This window comes from Ruegeria sp. CG11 (assembly GCF_056537245.1).
Window position 1 is genome coordinate 40,576 of record NZ_JBQFRE010000004.1, and the last position, 13,100, is coordinate 53,675.

Genomic DNA, 13,100 nt, shown 5'->3' on the forward strand with positions numbered 1-13,100 from the left:
ACCCCGAATGGTTTGGAGTTGCAAAGACCGTGTTGAGCAGACCACGCCTGAAACACCTGATCGTTCTGTCCCTGATGGCAGTCCTGAGCGCCTGCGCCACGCGGCCTCCGGAAGGAACACCGGCAAATGAGGTGTTCGACCCCTATGAACGAAACAACCGGGGCATTCACAAATTCAACCTCGGCGTTGATCGGTTTCTGTTCCGACCGGCTTCAAAAGGGTACGTCAAAATCGTGCCCGACCCGATGGTGACCAGTTTCAGCAATTTCGCCGAGAACCTGACGCTGCCTGGGCAGGCGGTGGATTACCTGCTGCAGGGCAACCCCAAGCAATCCGGCAACGCGCTGCTGCGCTTTGTCATCAATATGACGGTGGGCGGAGTGGGTCTGTCTTCACCGGCAGACGAGTTGGACCTGCCCCCAGTGGACACCGATTTCGGGGAAACCCTGCACGTTTGGGGTGTGGGTGAAGGCGCCTATGTCGAACTGCCCTTCTATGGCCCGTCAACTCAGCGGGACGCGATTGGCGTTGTGGTCAACCTGTTCTCGAACCCGATCAATTTCAGCCCCACCCGACCGGTCGACAATATCGGTGTCTATGCTGAGGTGGTGCGTCGAATGGGTGATCGGGGCCGGTTCTCGGACACTGTCGATTCGATTTTGTATGAAAGTGCCGATAGTTATGCGCAGGCACGGACAATTTTCATCCAGAACCGCCGCTTCGAACTGGCACGCGATGATGAGGAAGCCTATCTGGGCCTGTATGACGACCCCTATGCAGAAACCGGGACCGACCCTGTCAGGGACCCCTACCTAGACCCCTACGAGGACCCCTATGCCGAATAACACTTTGAACCGTCGCGGTTTTATTGCCACCGGCCTAGCCGGTGTGATGCTGACCGCCCTTCCTGCCTTTGCCCAGACCGAAGCCAGCGCCAAGGCTCTGGTTGTCAGCGTCGTGGACGATATCAACCGTGTGATCGCTTCGGGCAAATCCGAAAAAGCCATGATCCGCGATTTCGAGAAGATATTCGTGCAATATGCCGATGTGCCGATCATGGCGCGCTATGTGCTGGGGGCCGATGGCCGCTCGGCCAGCCCGTCGCAGATCAAACAGTTCACCAAGGCGTTTCAGGGCTATATCTCGACCAAATACGGCCGTCGTTTCCGTGAATTCATCGGCGGTCAGGTGACCGTGCGCAATGCCCGCAAGATCAAGGCAGGTTACGAGGTGCGCACTTCGGTCAAGCTGCAGGGTTCGTCGCCGTTCGAGGTGACCTTCCTTGTTTCGGACAAATCGGGCCGCGACAGGTTCTTCAACATGTTCATCGAAGGGGTGAATATGTTGCTGACCGAACGGACCGAGATCGGCGCGATGCTGGATGCGCGCGGCGGTGATCTGAATCGTCTGATCAAGGACATGAACCGCAATAAAGTCGGCTGATCCGGTTCGCAGTTCAAAAAAAGCGCCGCGCGATTGGCTTCGCGCGGCGCTTTTGCGTTCAGTTCAGGCGTTCGCCGGATTCCTTGGCAAAGTAGGACACTTTGCTCATGTCAAAGGCGAGGTTCAGCATCTTGCCCGCCTGCGCGCTGGTTTCCGCATGCAGACGCGCGGTGACTTGCTTGCCGCCCAGTTCTGACACCACATAAGTGTCGGCGCCTGCGGGTTCGACCATATCGACAAGGCACTCCGCCTCCTGCACGCCTGCACCGGCGCGGAAGCCTGCCTCGGCGATATCCTCGGGGCGAAGACCCAGGATCACGTCCTTGGGCAGTGACAGATCGCGGCTATCTTTCAACACCAGCGTGTCACCTGTTTCGCGCGCGATGGCGATCTCGGTGCCCGAGCCGTTCTTGGTCGCCTGCGCCGGGATCAGGTTCATTGCGGGCGAGCCCATGAAATCGGCCACGAACAGGTTCGCCGGGTTGTTGTAGATCTCGGCCGGGGTGCCGATCTGCTGCACGACACCACCTTTCAGAACCACGATCTTGGTCGCCAGCGTCATCGCTTCGATCTGATCATGGGTCACGTAGACGATGGACGCATCCAGCGTCTGGTGCAGCTTCTTGATCTCGGTCCGCATCTCGACCCGCAGCTTGGCGTCGAGGTTGGACAGCGGTTCGTCAAACAGGAACAGCTTGGGGTCGCGCACCAGCGCCCGGCCCATCGCCACCCGCTGACGCTGACCACCCGACAATTGGCTGGGGCGGCGGTTCAGCAGCGGCTCGATCTGCAGCAGTTGGGCGACCTCTTTCAGCTTGGCGTCCTGCGTAGCCTGATCGACCCCGCGGACCTTCATGCCGAAGGTGATGTTCTTTGCCACGGTCATGGTCGGGTACAGCGCGTAGGACTGGAACACCATCGCGATGTCGCGGTCCTTGGGGCTGACATGAGTCATGTCGTGGCCGCCAATTGAAAGCGTGCCGCCGGTGATCTCCTCCAGCCCTGCAATACAGTTCAGCAGGGTGGATTTACCGCAACCCGAGGGGCCGACCAGCACCAGAAAATCGCCCGGTTCGATCGAGATGTTGATGTCCTTCAGAATCTCGGTCGCACCGTAATTCTTGTAGAGTTTGTTGATATCAAGAATGGGAGCCATGGGTCTTATCCCTTCACTGAGCCTGCGGTCAGACCGCGGATGAAATACTTGCCGGCGACGACATAGACGAGCAGCGTCGGCAGACCCGCGATGATCGCGGCAGCCATGTCGACGTTGTACTCTTTGACGCCGGTGGTGGAGTTTACGATGTTGTTGAGCGCCACGGTCACGGGCTGCGTGCCCGCCTGGCTGAACGACACGCCGAACAGGAAGTCGTTCCAGATCTGCGTGAACTGCCAGATCACGGTCACCACGATGATGGGCAGCGACAGCGGCAGGAAGATCGACCAGAAGATCCGCAGGAAGCCTGCGCCATCAACCCGGGCGGCCTTGGTCAGCTCGGCCGGAATGGTGACATAGTAGTTGCGGAAGAACAGCGTGGTGAAGCCCAGCCCGTAGATTACGTGGACAAAGATCAGGCCCGGAATGGTCCCAGCGATCCCCATCATGCCCAGCAGACGTGCCATCGGCAGCAGAACCACCTGGAACGGGATGAAGCAGCCAAACAGCATCAGCGAGAAGATGATGTTGGCTCCTTTGAACCGCCACTGCGCCACGACATAGCCATTCAGTGCGCCCAACAGGGTCGAGATGGCAACCGCGGGCACCGCGATCAGGACCGAGTTCCAGAAGTAAGGCCGCAGACCTTCACACTGGATACCGGTACAGGCGCCGGACCATGCGGTTTTCCAAGCGTCAAAGCTGACCTCGCGGGGCAGTGAGATTAGGGACCCGGTGCGGATTTCCTCAAGGCTCTTCAGCGATGTGGTCAACATCACGAACAGCGGCATCAGGTAATACAGCGCGAACAGGCCCAGCAGGACATATAGCAGCCAACGCAGGGCAATCTTGCCAGTGGCGCTTTGGGTGCGGGTTTCGGTATGGGGCATCGACAGATCAGTCATTTTTAGCCCTCAGCTCTGAGTAAAGGTAAGGAACCACGATGGCAAAGACGACCAGCATCATGATCATCGCGGAGGAAGCCGCCTGACCAATGTCGCCGCGCGAAAAGGCCATTGCGTACATGTAGGTTGCTGGCAGATCGGTCGCGTAACCCGGACCGCCACCCGTAAGGGCGATGACAAGGTCAAAGCTCTTGATCGCAAGGTGGGCCAGCACGATGAAGGCGGACAGGAAGATCGGGGCCATCGAGGGGATGATAATGGCGGTATAGATGCGCCATGTGGGGATACCATCGACCTGCGCGGCCTTGATGATCTCACCATCCACCGAGCGCAGCCCGGCGAGGAACAGCGCCATGACGAAGCCCGAGCTTTGCCAGATGGCGGCCATGACGATGGTGTAGATGGCGTAATCCGGGTTCACCAGCCAATCGAACTTGAAGTTTGTGAACCCCCAGCCCTGCACCATGGACTCAATGCCCAGACCCGGGTTCAGGATCCACTTCCACGCGGTCCCAGTCACGATCATCGACAGCGCCATCGGGTACAGATAGATCGTCCGGATGGCCCCTTCGACGCGGATTTTCTGATCCAGTAGGATGGCCAGCAACAGGCCCAGCACCATTGCGATCACGATGAACAGCGCGCCAAAGATATACAGGTTGTTGATTGCCGTATCCCAGCGGGGCGAGTCGAACAGGCGTTCATACTGGATGAATCCCTTGATCTCGTATTTCGGCAACAGTTTCGATCGGGTCAGTGACACCCAGGCCGTCCATCCGATAAAGCCGTAGACAAAAATCAATACGGCAATGAACGACGGTGCCAGCACCACCTTGGGCAGGTGGTTTTCCAGCCATTCGGACATTTTTTCCTCCGGGAGAAAAGAGGTTCTGCCCCGTCAGTATAGGGGCAGAACCGGTTCGGATCAGTAGCTGTTGGCCACTGCGTCCGCCAGTTGCTGAACCGCGTCAGCCGAGGACATATCCGAGTTGAAGTGAGCGGTCACAACGTCAGTGATAGCGCCGGACTGCGAGCCGCGCAGCGCCATACCGTGCGCGTAAGACGGCAGCAGCGAACCAGCCGTCGAGGTCGAACCCATGTCTTCGGCCGACAGGTTGGCGCAAATGTCAAAGTCATCCAGCGCAACGTCGGTGCGTGCAGGGATCGAGCCTTTGTTCAGGTTGAACACTTTCTGGAAGTTCGGCGCCACGATCAGCTTGGCCAGCAGGTCCTGACCGGCTTTCTTGTCGTCACCGTCCACGTCGAACATGGCAAAGCTGTCGACGTTGTACAGATAGCCGTCGCCGGGGGTCGAGGCGCACAGGAAATCTTCGCCGGGCTTTTTACCCGCCGCCAGGAATTCACCCTTGGCCCAATCGCCCATGATCTGGAACGCCGCTTCGCCGTTCATGACCATCGCGGTGGCCAGGTTCCAGTCGCGACCCGAGAAGTTCTCGTCCACATAGCCACGCAGGGTCCGCATCTGATCGAACACCTGAACCATGGTGTCCGAGGTCAGCGCCTCGGGGTCCAGATCGACCAGGGCCTTCTGGAAGAACTCGGGCCCGCCTATGCCCAGAACCACTGTTTCGAACACGGTCGCGTCCTGCCATGCCTGACCACCATGGGCCAGCGGGATCACTCCAGCGGCCTGCAGTTTGTCAGCGGCGGCGTTGAACTCATCCCAAGTGGTCGGCATCTCGATGCCGTTTGCGGCCAGCACGTCGGCGTTGGCCCAGATCCAGTCGACACGGTGCACGTTGACAGGTGCGGCACACCATGTGCCTTCACACATCATGTGACCCGCGATCGAGGCGGGCAGCACGTCGGCCCAACCTTCGGCCTCTGCAACGCTCGAGATATCGGCCAGAACGCCTTCTTCGTACCATTCCTGAATGGCGGGGCCTTTCAGCTGAACCGCGGTCGGCGCGTTACCGGCCAGAACGCGGGCACGCAGCGCGGTCATCGCCGCGTCACCACCACCACCGGCAACCGGCATGTCGGTCCAGGTACCACCGTTCGAGGCGAACTCTTCCTGAAGAACGGCCACCGATTTGGCCTCACCACCCGAAGTCCACCAATGCAGAACTTCAGCCTGCGGCTCGGCCAGAACCGACGTCCCGGCCACCACGGCCAGGGTCGATGCAGTGGCAAATACAAAACGCTTCATTACGTGTCTCCTCCCTGAGAACTTTGTGACTGCAAACGCAGCGATGCCCGACATACTGCGCCCAGAATGCTGTCTGGCAACGCGGAATCCGCGTCCAAGTCCGGCCACCGTCCAAATTTTCACCGCTTTTGTTACAGCGTGTTACGTTGACATTGAATCTGTTTCCGTTCGTTACAATGGACGGTACCAGAGGAGAAGAAATTGGGAGGACAAGCCGCGTGAGCATTCCGCGACTACTGGTGGTGGATGACGACCCCGAGATGCGGTCGATGATGACCCAGTTCTTGCAGCAGAACAGTTTCATCGCCCTGCCTGCCAGCTCGGAAAACGAAATCCGATCGCACCTGACGGCAGGTCGGATCGACCTGATCCTGCTGGACGTGATGCTGGGCGATGAGAACGGCGTCGAGATCTGCGCCCGCCTGCGAGCCGAGCAGGATGTGCCGATCATCCTGGTCTCGGCCTTGTCTGCCGACCATCAGCGCATGGCGGGATATGAGGTCGGCGCCGATGACTATATCGCCAAACCGTTCAACCCGCAGCTGTTGCTGGCCCGCGTCCGCGCGGTGATGCAGCGCGCCCGCCGCACGCCGTCGCTGGCCTATCGTCGCCGCACGCGCAGCTTTCGGTTCAATGACTGGGTATATGATGGCAAACGGGATGAGGTCCACTCGCCCGAGGGATATCTGGTCTCGCTGTCGCAACGGGAAACCGCGCTGCTCAAAGTTCTGCTGGCCAATCCACATATCCCGCTGACCCGGGATGAAATTGCCGCCGCGCTGGATGTCACCGGCAGCACCGACAAACCCGAGGCGCAGGGCCGCGCCATCGACATGCTGGTCGGGCGGCTGCGGTCGAAGATCGAGGCAAACCCGAAAGACCCGCAGATGTTACGGACCGAGCGCGGTGTCGGCTATGTCTTTGCCACCGAAGTGTCCGTGGACGAGGGCGCATGACACCGCGCGCCCCGCGCCTGCGCAGCCTGGGCTGGATTTGGACTGGGGCGGCTTTTGCCACCGGCCTATTGTCCGCAGGGTTGTGGTTTTCTTCGGCCCGCGCCTGGGATGACTTTCTGACCCGCGCCTATGTTGCGGGCTTCGCCGTCTACGAAGAGTTGCGGGTCGGGATGACCCCTCCGCCCGGTGTTACGGTCACGGTTTTATCGCCCGAGGCGGTGCAACTGGCCGATGCAGGGCGGTTCGAACAACTGCCGGGCTTGTCGGACCGCAGCTTCGTCACCAACCTGTCGATCCTGACCGACAACACCGCCCCGCTGACCGGGCGCGAACTGACGCTGGCGGTGATGTCCGACCGGCTGGTCTATCCGGTCTCCGATATCCTGTCGCGTATTGATCAAACGGGGGCTGAAAAGATGGGCAACCTGACCCGCCTGCTGGCCACCTATTGCAGCGAACCGATCCTGATCGCCCGGTTCGGGCGCAACGACTGGCGGCAGGTGGATGGCACCGATGTCTGGGGCTGTAAGGCCGCCCCCGCCGACCTGCGCCTGCCTTCCATTCTGGCCGCGATTGTGGCGCTGGCGGTCATCCTGACCTCGGTCGGCAATGTCTCGGATACCTTCACCCGGTTTGCAGGCGCGCTGCGCGACCGCAAGCGCCGGGGCGGGCCGAACAGCTATGACACTGATGGTCCGGCGGAACTGCGCGAGATCGTCTCGGCCGTCAATGACCATCTGGATGCCGAGCGCGCGCAGCTGGAAAAGCGCGCCACTGTTCTGTCAGGCGTCAGTCACGATCTGGGCACACCCGCCACCCGCGTTCGCCTGCGGGCGGCGTTGATCCCGGATGACGAGCTACGCGAAAAGCTTGAGGCCGACGTGGACCAGATGACCGGCATGATCGAAAGCGTGCTGACATACACGCGGTCCGAGCTGAGCGTAGAAGAACCCCGTCAGATTTCGCTGACCGCGCTGGTCGAGGCTCTGGTCGCCGATTATCAGGATATGGGCTTGCCGGTGACGCTGAAGAAAATCGCCCCGGTCGCGATCGAGGGCGCGCCCTCAGTCTTCATGTCCCGGCGCGGGCATGGGTCACTGCCGGAAACGCGTCGGATGCTGGTGATGGGGCGGCCGATCTCGTTGAAACGCGCGCTGACCAACCTGATCGACAACGCCCTGAAATACGGTCGCCATGCCGAAGTTCAACTGGAAACCGATGCGCGCACGGCCACTATTACCATCGAGGATAAAGGGGCCGATCTGTCCGTGTCGGATATCGAAGCGCTGATGGCCCCGTTCCGCCGCGGCTCGAATATCGGGTCCTCGGACGGGTTCGGCCTTGGCCTGACCATTGTGGCCACGATTGCCGAACAGCATGGCGGTTCCCTCAGTTTCGAGGCCGGGGATCAGGGTCTGCGGGCGCGGCTGCAGATCACCCGGCAATGACCGCTTTAGGTCATGTAACTGCGCACCAAGGCCCCGGCGATCAGCGACCAGCCGTCGGCTATGACGAAAAACGCCAGTTTGAACGGTAGCGATACGGTTGCAGGCGGCACCATCATCATCCCCATCGACATCAGCACCGCCGCCACTACCAGATCGATGATCAGAAACGGCAGAAAGATCAAAAAGCCGATCTGAAAGGCGCGGGCAATCTCGGACAGCATGAAGGACGGCATGAGGATCGAAAGCGGCGCCTCGGGTGAAAGCGCGATGGTATCGCCGCCGGGTCGCAGGGCGGCCATGGAATGAAACGTATCAGGGTCCAGCCGTGCGGCCATGAAGGCGCGGAACGGTTGGACGGCGATTTCCAGCGCTGGCTCAACCTCCATCGTTTCTTCGACCATCGGTTTGATGCCGGTGGTCCAGGCCTCTGTAAAGACCGGTTCCATGATGAAATAGGTCAGGAACATCGCCAGGCTGACGATCAGCATGTTGGGCGGCGATTGCTGCAGCCCAATGCCTTGTCGCAGGATAGCCAAAACGGTGATCAGAAACGGAAAACAGGTAATCATGATCGCCAGCCCCGGCGCGAGGCTGAGCACCGTGATCAACAGGATCAATTGGATGGTCCGCGCCGAGATCGAGCCACCTTCGCCCAGAGACAGCGACAGCTCCTGCGCCGCAGCCAGCGATGGGGACAGGGTCGCAAGCGCGACAACCAGCCAAAGCAGAACCCGCATCAACCGATCCCGTTCTGCAGATCCGAAATCTCGGTCAGGCGCACAGCAAGCTGACCCGCCTGATCGCCTTCCATCTCTTCCAGCAGACCACGGGCGACCAACTGATCACCTACATAGAGGTCGACCGGGTCCTCGATCCGCTTGTCCAGCGTCAGTACGGCATTCTCTCCCATGTTCAGCAGATCGCGGATCAAGGGTCGCGCGCGCCCGACCGAGACTGTGACCTCGATCGGGACGGCTTCGAACGGGTTGGCTTTTTCCGGTTTCGGGGTCTGTGTTTCACTCATGGCTCACTGCCTCTTTTGCCTGAAATACATATGCGTCGAAGGCCCCGGCGACCGAGGCGAGCAGACCGCTGCAATCCACCTCGCGCTGCGAAGTGCCGACCTGCAGCCTTGCCTGTCCGGGCTGCAGCGACGGGTCTTCGTTCACGCGGGTGGGTGAGGACAGATCCTGCGGCAACAGGGCTTCGACCTCGTCCGTGCGGCCTGCGGGCACGAATATCTGCATTGGCTGGCCAACCTGTTCACGTGCCATATCGGTCAGTTGTTCCACCAGCCGCGCTGCAAAGCCGCGATCCAGCGTCTCAGGCAGGACAACCTGCACCAGACTTTGAAACATCGGCTCCAACGACAGGGTCATCCGGGTGACGGCCTCGTGATAGGTAAAGGACATATCCTCAAGCGATTTGGCCAGTTCAGCCGAGACCTGGCCCCGGCTTTGCTCCTGCGCCTGAACCGCGTCTTCCCAACCGGCGCTGTAGCCTTGTTCAAAGGCGGCCAGACGTTGCTCTTCCAGCGCATCCTCGTCCAGAAGGTGCAGCTTGCCACCCCCGGCCTGCAGGGTGAAATCCTCAAGAAGATGGGCAATCGACATCAGACACGCTCCTCCCCTTCTTCGAGCCAGCTGCGCAGAATCTCGACCGTCTCTTCCTGCTTGTCGCCGATCATCGCGCGCAGCCGATCCACCGGATCAGCGCCCTGCTGAGCGGCCAGTGCCGGAACGTCGCCAGCGGGTGCCTGACCCGGCAGCGAGGTGAATTGTCCGTTCTCGTCGGTTGCAATTTCGCCGGTCAGATAGGCCTCAGGCTCCGGAGCAGTCCCGGCAGGCAGCAACGCGGGCGCCATTGCCGGTTTCGTCAGGATTGGGCGGATTACGAACAGGCCGAGCACCAGCGAGACAATCGCCAGAACTGCCATCTGTATCAGCGACATCGCGTCGAAATGCATCTTTTGCCAGATCGAAGCTGAGGCCATCGTGCCCTGCGGTTCAACCACCGGCAGGTTTAATGATTTCAGGGTAATGACGTCCCCGCGCGCCTCGTCGAACCCGACGGCCGAGGCGACCAACTCTTTCAGCGCATCCATCTCGGCCTCTGGCATCGGCTCAAAGCTTTCCACCCCGGCCGCGTCCACCGTGCGGGTTCCGTTGACCAGAACCGCAACGGTCAGGCGTTTGATCGCGCCGGGGGCGTTGTGAACCTCAAGCTCAGTCTCGGACACCTCATAGTTCACCCGTTCCCGCGTCTGCGTCGCGTTGGAATTCGATTCGTCGCCGCCAGCGCCATCCCCATCCGGCAGGTTCGACGCTACGGTAACATCGGCGGACTGGTTGCGGGCACTATCCGAGCGTTCTTCGACATCGGTACTGATGGCGACGCGGCCATTGGGATCAAAACGGCGTTCGCGGATCGATTCGGTTTTGGTCACCGTATCGACACTGACCTCAACCACTGCGTTCCCGGTGCCAACGCGTGCTTCGACCAGACGCATCACCCGTTCACGCAGCTGGCGCGCCTTGTCATCGGCGGTATCAGCGGCCACGGCTGTTTCCTGCGCCCCGATCACCGCTCCGTTCGAATCGACGACGGTGACATTCTCGGGCGCCAGGCCACTGACGGCCGAAGCCACGAGAAATCGGATCGCCTTGGCCTGATCGGATGTGACCTGCGCCCCCGACGGCACCAGATAGACCGAGGCCGTCGGCGCCACGCTGCGCTGGAATGGATTGGTCGACCCGTTGGCGATATGCACCCGTGCCTGGCTGACATGAGGGCTGCCGACGATGGTGCGGGCCAGCTCACCCTCTTTCGCGCGCCAATAGGCGGCATCGAACATCTGCGACGTGGTGCCAAAGCCGCTGAGCGAGTCCAGCAGCTCGTACCCCTGATTGCCGTTGGCGGGCAGGCCTTCGCTGGCAAGAGTCATGCGCAGCTCATCCCGCTGCGACCCGGGCACATAGATCGAGCCACCGCGAATCTCGTACAGAACACCGCGCTGTTCCAGCGAGCGGACGATATCCCCAGCGGCACTGCTTTCCAGCCCCGCATAGAGCAGGGTCATCGACGGTGCCGTCACCAGACGTGACATCGCAAGAACCCCAAGAAACACCAGCACAACTGCACCGGCAACGATGATTTGTTTACGCCTGTCCAAACTTGCCCAGACAGTTCCGATCTGCTGCACGCTCACCTCCGACTCGCCGACATTCTGCCCGGCACGTTCCCTGTTTGGACCATTGCCCTTAACAATCGGTTAGTCCCTGCCGGGTTATGACGATTGCAGAACGCACAAATGAGGACGTCATGACTGACGCGACTGCAGAACGGGCAGAAGTCCCGGAAAAGTCTGGGAAAAAAGGGCTGATCATAGGGGTGATTCTGGCCGTGTCCGGGGCGGCAGGCGGTTTTTTCCTGACTACGGCCGGAATGCTGCCTTTCGGCGGCAAAGCCGCTGTGGAAGGCGCCAAGGACATGGATAAAGGCAAGCCGGTCAAGGCGTTGCCGCAGGTGGGTTTCATCGATCTGCCTCCGGTGATCGTGTCGGTGAACGCGGGCGATTCTCGGCATCTGAAATTTCACGCTCAGCTTGAGGTGAACAGCGAATACGCCGCCGATGTCGAGAAGATGAAACCGAGAATTATGGACATCCTGAACGGCTATCTGCGCGCGGTCGAAGTGTCGGATCTTGAGGATTCGCTGGCCCTGATGCGCATCCGCGGCCACCTGCTGCGGCGCATTGAAATTGTCGTCGGCGAGGGGCGCGTGCGCGATGTCCTCGTGATGGAATTCGTATTGAACTAGGAGGCGAAATTGGAGCTGATTGCAGATATTTTGCTGGTCGCCGGCGCGCTGGGTGCGGGTCTTTATTGTTTTGTGCTGTCCCGACGGCTCAAGCGGTTCACCGATCTGGAAAAGGGCGTTGGCGGCGCGGTTGCCGTGCTGTCGACCCAGGCTGATGAGCTGAAAAAGTCGCTGGGCGCGGCGCGTGAGGCATCAGATCAGTCCGGAGAGGTTCTGAAAGAGCTGACGCAGCGGGCGGAATCGGTCGCCCAGCGCCTGGAACTGATGATGGCCTCGATGCATGACGTCGTTCCGCCCGAAGAAAAGGCTGCGAAACCGGCCGAGTCGGAACCTGCCAAACCCGCAAAAGAGACAAGCGCAAAGCCTGAGGCGGATGAGGAAACAACCGCAGCAGAATCGGAAGCCACGCCTGAGTCGAGCGAAAAGCCTGCAGAGCCGGAAGACAGTGTTGAAGCGGCCAACAAACCCGCAGCGCCAGAAGACACCCCTGAAACAACCGAAAAGCCCGCAGAGCCGGACAGCGAAACACCTGCCACAACTCCGGCTAAGCGACCCGACGGTCTGATGTTCTTCCGGCACAATCGGTCGCGGGGCGAGGCCGCGACATGACCGGCAGACCATCCGAAAGGCGTCCAAGGGGCGGCGTGCTCGCTGTCATCTCGTTGTTGATGATCGGGTCTGCCGCGATTCGCATTGGGCTGGAAGCCGGTCCCGCGCTGGCGAAAGGTGCCGAGCCATCTATGCCCGAAGCCAAGCAGACACGGGCCGAATTGCCCGGGGCTCAGGTTTTGCTGACCGAGTTGCTGCGTCGGGAAGAGGCGTTGAAACAGCGTGAGGCGGCCGTTCTGGACAAGGAAAAGGCGCTGGCCATTGCCGACCAGGCGATCGAGACCCGCCTGGTTGCGCTGCAAGAGGCCGAAGAAGCACTGCGCGAGACGCTGGCCATCGCCGAAAAGGCCGCCGAGACCGACCTGACACGCCTGACGGACGTTTACCAAAGCATGAAACCCAAAGACGCGGCCGCGCTGTTTGAAACGATGGACCCGAGCTTTGCCGCCGGCTTCCTGTCACGAATGCCGCCGGACGCGGCTGCAGGCGTTCTGGCCGGGCTGAGCCCCGAGGCCGCTTACACGATCAGCGTCATCATGGCTGGCCGCAACGCCACGGCGCCGCAGGAATAAAATCAACCCGCACAGGACTTTG

At 60.7% G+C, this 13,100-nt stretch carries 15 protein-coding genes; 7 read left to right on the forward strand and 8 right to left on the reverse strand.

The genetic code is table 11. From position 1 onward, the window contains the following. Positions 1-74: 74 nt before the first annotated feature. Together ACR0KW_RS11515 and ACR0KW_RS11520 are read left to right on the forward strand one after the other, a co-directional pair. Positions 75-845, forward strand: coding sequence for an MlaA family lipoprotein (locus ACR0KW_RS11515; RefSeq protein WP_480805359.1), 771 nt, complete (start codon positions 75-77; stop codon positions 843-845). Continuing rightward, positions 835-1,443, forward strand: a complete 609-nt coding sequence (locus ACR0KW_RS11520; RefSeq protein ID WP_480805115.1) for an MlaC/ttg2D family ABC transporter substrate-binding protein — start codon at positions 835-837, stop codon at positions 1,441-1,443. Before ACR0KW_RS11515 ends, ACR0KW_RS11520 begins: the two co-directional genes overlap by 11 nt. Positions 1,444-1,501: 58 nt before the next feature. Here the strand turns inward: ACR0KW_RS11520 and ACR0KW_RS11525 are convergent, their stop codons facing one another. Genes ACR0KW_RS11525 through ACR0KW_RS11540 form a run of 4 tightly spaced genes read right to left on the reverse strand, consistent with a single transcriptional unit; the run spans position 1,502 to position 5,674 of the window. Further along, the gene (locus tag ACR0KW_RS11525) at positions 1,502-2,599 is read right to left on the reverse strand and encodes an ABC transporter ATP-binding protein (RefSeq protein ID WP_480805116.1); all 1,098 of its coding nucleotides are present in this window, start codon (positions 2,597-2,599) and stop codon (positions 1,502-1,504) included. A gap of 5 nt (positions 2,600-2,604) precedes the next feature. Further along, positions 2,605-3,504 (reverse strand): carbohydrate ABC transporter permease, encoded by a 900-nt coding sequence (locus ACR0KW_RS11530; RefSeq protein ID WP_170401212.1) that lies wholly within the window; start codon positions 3,502-3,504, stop codon positions 2,605-2,607. Next, on the reverse strand, positions 3,497-4,369 hold the full coding sequence (locus ACR0KW_RS11535; protein ID WP_170545878.1) for a carbohydrate ABC transporter permease: 873 nt from the start codon (positions 4,367-4,369) through the stop codon (positions 3,497-3,499). Before ACR0KW_RS11535 ends, ACR0KW_RS11530 begins: the two co-directional genes overlap by 8 nt. Before the next feature lie 60 nt (positions 4,370-4,429). Further along, the gene (locus ACR0KW_RS11540; RefSeq protein WP_480805117.1) at positions 4,430-5,674 is read right to left on the reverse strand and encodes an ABC transporter substrate-binding protein; all 1,245 of its coding nucleotides are present in this window, start codon (positions 5,672-5,674) and stop codon (positions 4,430-4,432) included. A 218-nt stretch (positions 5,675-5,892) separates the two neighbouring features. Here ACR0KW_RS11540 and ACR0KW_RS11545 point away from each other — a divergent pair, with 218 nt between their 5' ends. Together ACR0KW_RS11545 and ACR0KW_RS11550 are read left to right on the forward strand one after the other, a co-directional pair. Further along, a complete protein-coding gene (locus ACR0KW_RS11545; protein ID WP_480805118.1) occupies positions 5,893-6,630 on the forward strand; it encodes a response regulator transcription factor in 738 nt (245 codons plus the stop codon). Further along, on the forward strand, positions 6,627-8,078 hold the full coding sequence (locus tag ACR0KW_RS11550; protein WP_480805119.1) for a sensor histidine kinase: 1,452 nt from the start codon (positions 6,627-6,629) through the stop codon (positions 8,076-8,078). Before ACR0KW_RS11545 ends, ACR0KW_RS11550 begins: the two co-directional genes overlap by 4 nt. A 5-nt stretch (positions 8,079-8,083) precedes the next feature. On the opposite strand, the gene fliP is transcribed toward ACR0KW_RS11550, so the two are convergent. Genes fliP through fliF form a run of 4 tightly spaced genes read right to left on the reverse strand, consistent with a single transcriptional unit; the run spans position 8,084 to position 11,280 of the window. Beyond that, positions 8,084-8,815 carry a flagellar type III secretion system pore protein FliP gene (gene fliP / locus ACR0KW_RS11555; protein ID WP_170326330.1) on the reverse strand — a complete coding sequence of 244 codons (732 nt, stop codon included), beginning with the start codon at positions 8,813-8,815 and terminating at the stop codon, positions 8,084-8,086. Next, positions 8,815-9,102 (reverse strand): FliM/FliN family flagellar motor switch protein, encoded by a 288-nt coding sequence (locus tag ACR0KW_RS11560; RefSeq protein WP_480805120.1) that lies wholly within the window; start codon positions 9,100-9,102, stop codon positions 8,815-8,817. The genes fliP and ACR0KW_RS11560 overlap by 1 nt, the downstream gene beginning before the upstream one ends. After that, positions 9,095-9,691 (reverse strand): FliH/SctL family protein, encoded by a 597-nt coding sequence (locus tag ACR0KW_RS11565; RefSeq protein WP_480805121.1) that lies wholly within the window; start codon positions 9,689-9,691, stop codon positions 9,095-9,097. The genes ACR0KW_RS11560 and ACR0KW_RS11565 overlap by 8 nt, the downstream gene beginning before the upstream one ends. Next, positions 9,691-11,280, reverse strand: a complete 1,590-nt coding sequence (gene fliF, locus ACR0KW_RS11570) for a flagellar basal-body MS-ring/collar protein FliF (RefSeq protein WP_480805122.1) — start codon at positions 11,278-11,280, stop codon at positions 9,691-9,693. The genes ACR0KW_RS11565 and fliF overlap by 1 nt, the downstream gene beginning before the upstream one ends. 119 nt (positions 11,281-11,399) lie before the next feature. On the opposite strand from fliF, the gene ACR0KW_RS11575 reads away from it, so the two are divergent. From ACR0KW_RS11575 to ACR0KW_RS11585, 3 genes are read left to right on the forward strand one after another with little or no spacing between them, the layout of a single operon-like run. After that, complete coding sequence (locus tag ACR0KW_RS11575; RefSeq protein WP_480805123.1) at positions 11,400-11,897, forward strand: flagellar basal body-associated FliL family protein; 498 nt, start codon at positions 11,400-11,402, stop codon at positions 11,895-11,897. A gap of 9 nt (positions 11,898-11,906) precedes the next feature. After that, positions 11,907-12,506 (forward strand): hypothetical protein, encoded by a 600-nt coding sequence (locus ACR0KW_RS11580; RefSeq protein WP_480805124.1) that lies wholly within the window; start codon positions 11,907-11,909, stop codon positions 12,504-12,506. Beyond that, a complete protein-coding gene (locus ACR0KW_RS11585) occupies positions 12,503-13,078 on the forward strand; it encodes a MotE family protein (protein WP_480805125.1) in 576 nt (191 codons plus the stop codon). Before ACR0KW_RS11580 ends, ACR0KW_RS11585 begins: the two co-directional genes overlap by 4 nt. The last annotated feature ends 22 nt before the right edge of the window (positions 13,079-13,100 follow it).

Excerpts from the sequence above, each read along its gene's own strand:
- ACR0KW_RS11515 (WP_480805359.1), top strand. The coding sequence starts at position 75 with ATGGCAGTCCTGAGCGCCTGCGCCACGCGGCCTCCGGAAGGAACACCG.
- ACR0KW_RS11520 (WP_480805115.1), top strand. The coding sequence starts at position 835 with ATGCCGAATAACACTTTGAACCGTCGCGGTTTTATTGCCACCGGCCTA.
- ACR0KW_RS11525 (WP_480805116.1), bottom strand. The coding sequence starts at position 2,599 with ATGGCTCCCATTCTTGATATCAACAAACTCTACAAGAATTACGGTGCG.
- ACR0KW_RS11530 (WP_170401212.1), bottom strand. The coding sequence starts at position 3,504 with ATGACTGATCTGTCGATGCCCCATACCGAAACCCGCACCCAAAGCGCC.
- ACR0KW_RS11535 (WP_170545878.1), bottom strand. The coding sequence starts at position 4,369 with ATGTCCGAATGGCTGGAAAACCACCTGCCCAAGGTGGTGCTGGCACCG.
- ACR0KW_RS11540 (WP_480805117.1), bottom strand. The coding sequence starts at position 5,674 with ATGAAGCGTTTTGTATTTGCCACTGCATCGACCCTGGCCGTGGTGGCC.
- ACR0KW_RS11550 (WP_480805119.1), top strand. The coding sequence starts at position 6,627 with ATGACACCGCGCGCCCCGCGCCTGCGCAGCCTGGGCTGGATTTGGACT.
- fliP (WP_170326330.1), bottom strand. The coding sequence starts at position 8,815 with ATGCGGGTTCTGCTTTGGCTGGTTGTCGCGCTTGCGACCCTGTCCCCA.
- ACR0KW_RS11560 (WP_480805120.1), bottom strand. The coding sequence starts at position 9,102 with ATGAGTGAAACACAGACCCCGAAACCGGAAAAAGCCAACCCGTTCGAA.
- ACR0KW_RS11565 (WP_480805121.1), bottom strand. The coding sequence starts at position 9,691 with ATGTCGATTGCCCATCTTCTTGAGGATTTCACCCTGCAGGCCGGGGGT.
- ACR0KW_RS11575 (WP_480805123.1), top strand. The coding sequence starts at position 11,400 with ATGACTGACGCGACTGCAGAACGGGCAGAAGTCCCGGAAAAGTCTGGG.
- ACR0KW_RS11585 (WP_480805125.1), top strand. The coding sequence starts at position 12,503 with ATGACCGGCAGACCATCCGAAAGGCGTCCAAGGGGCGGCGTGCTCGCT.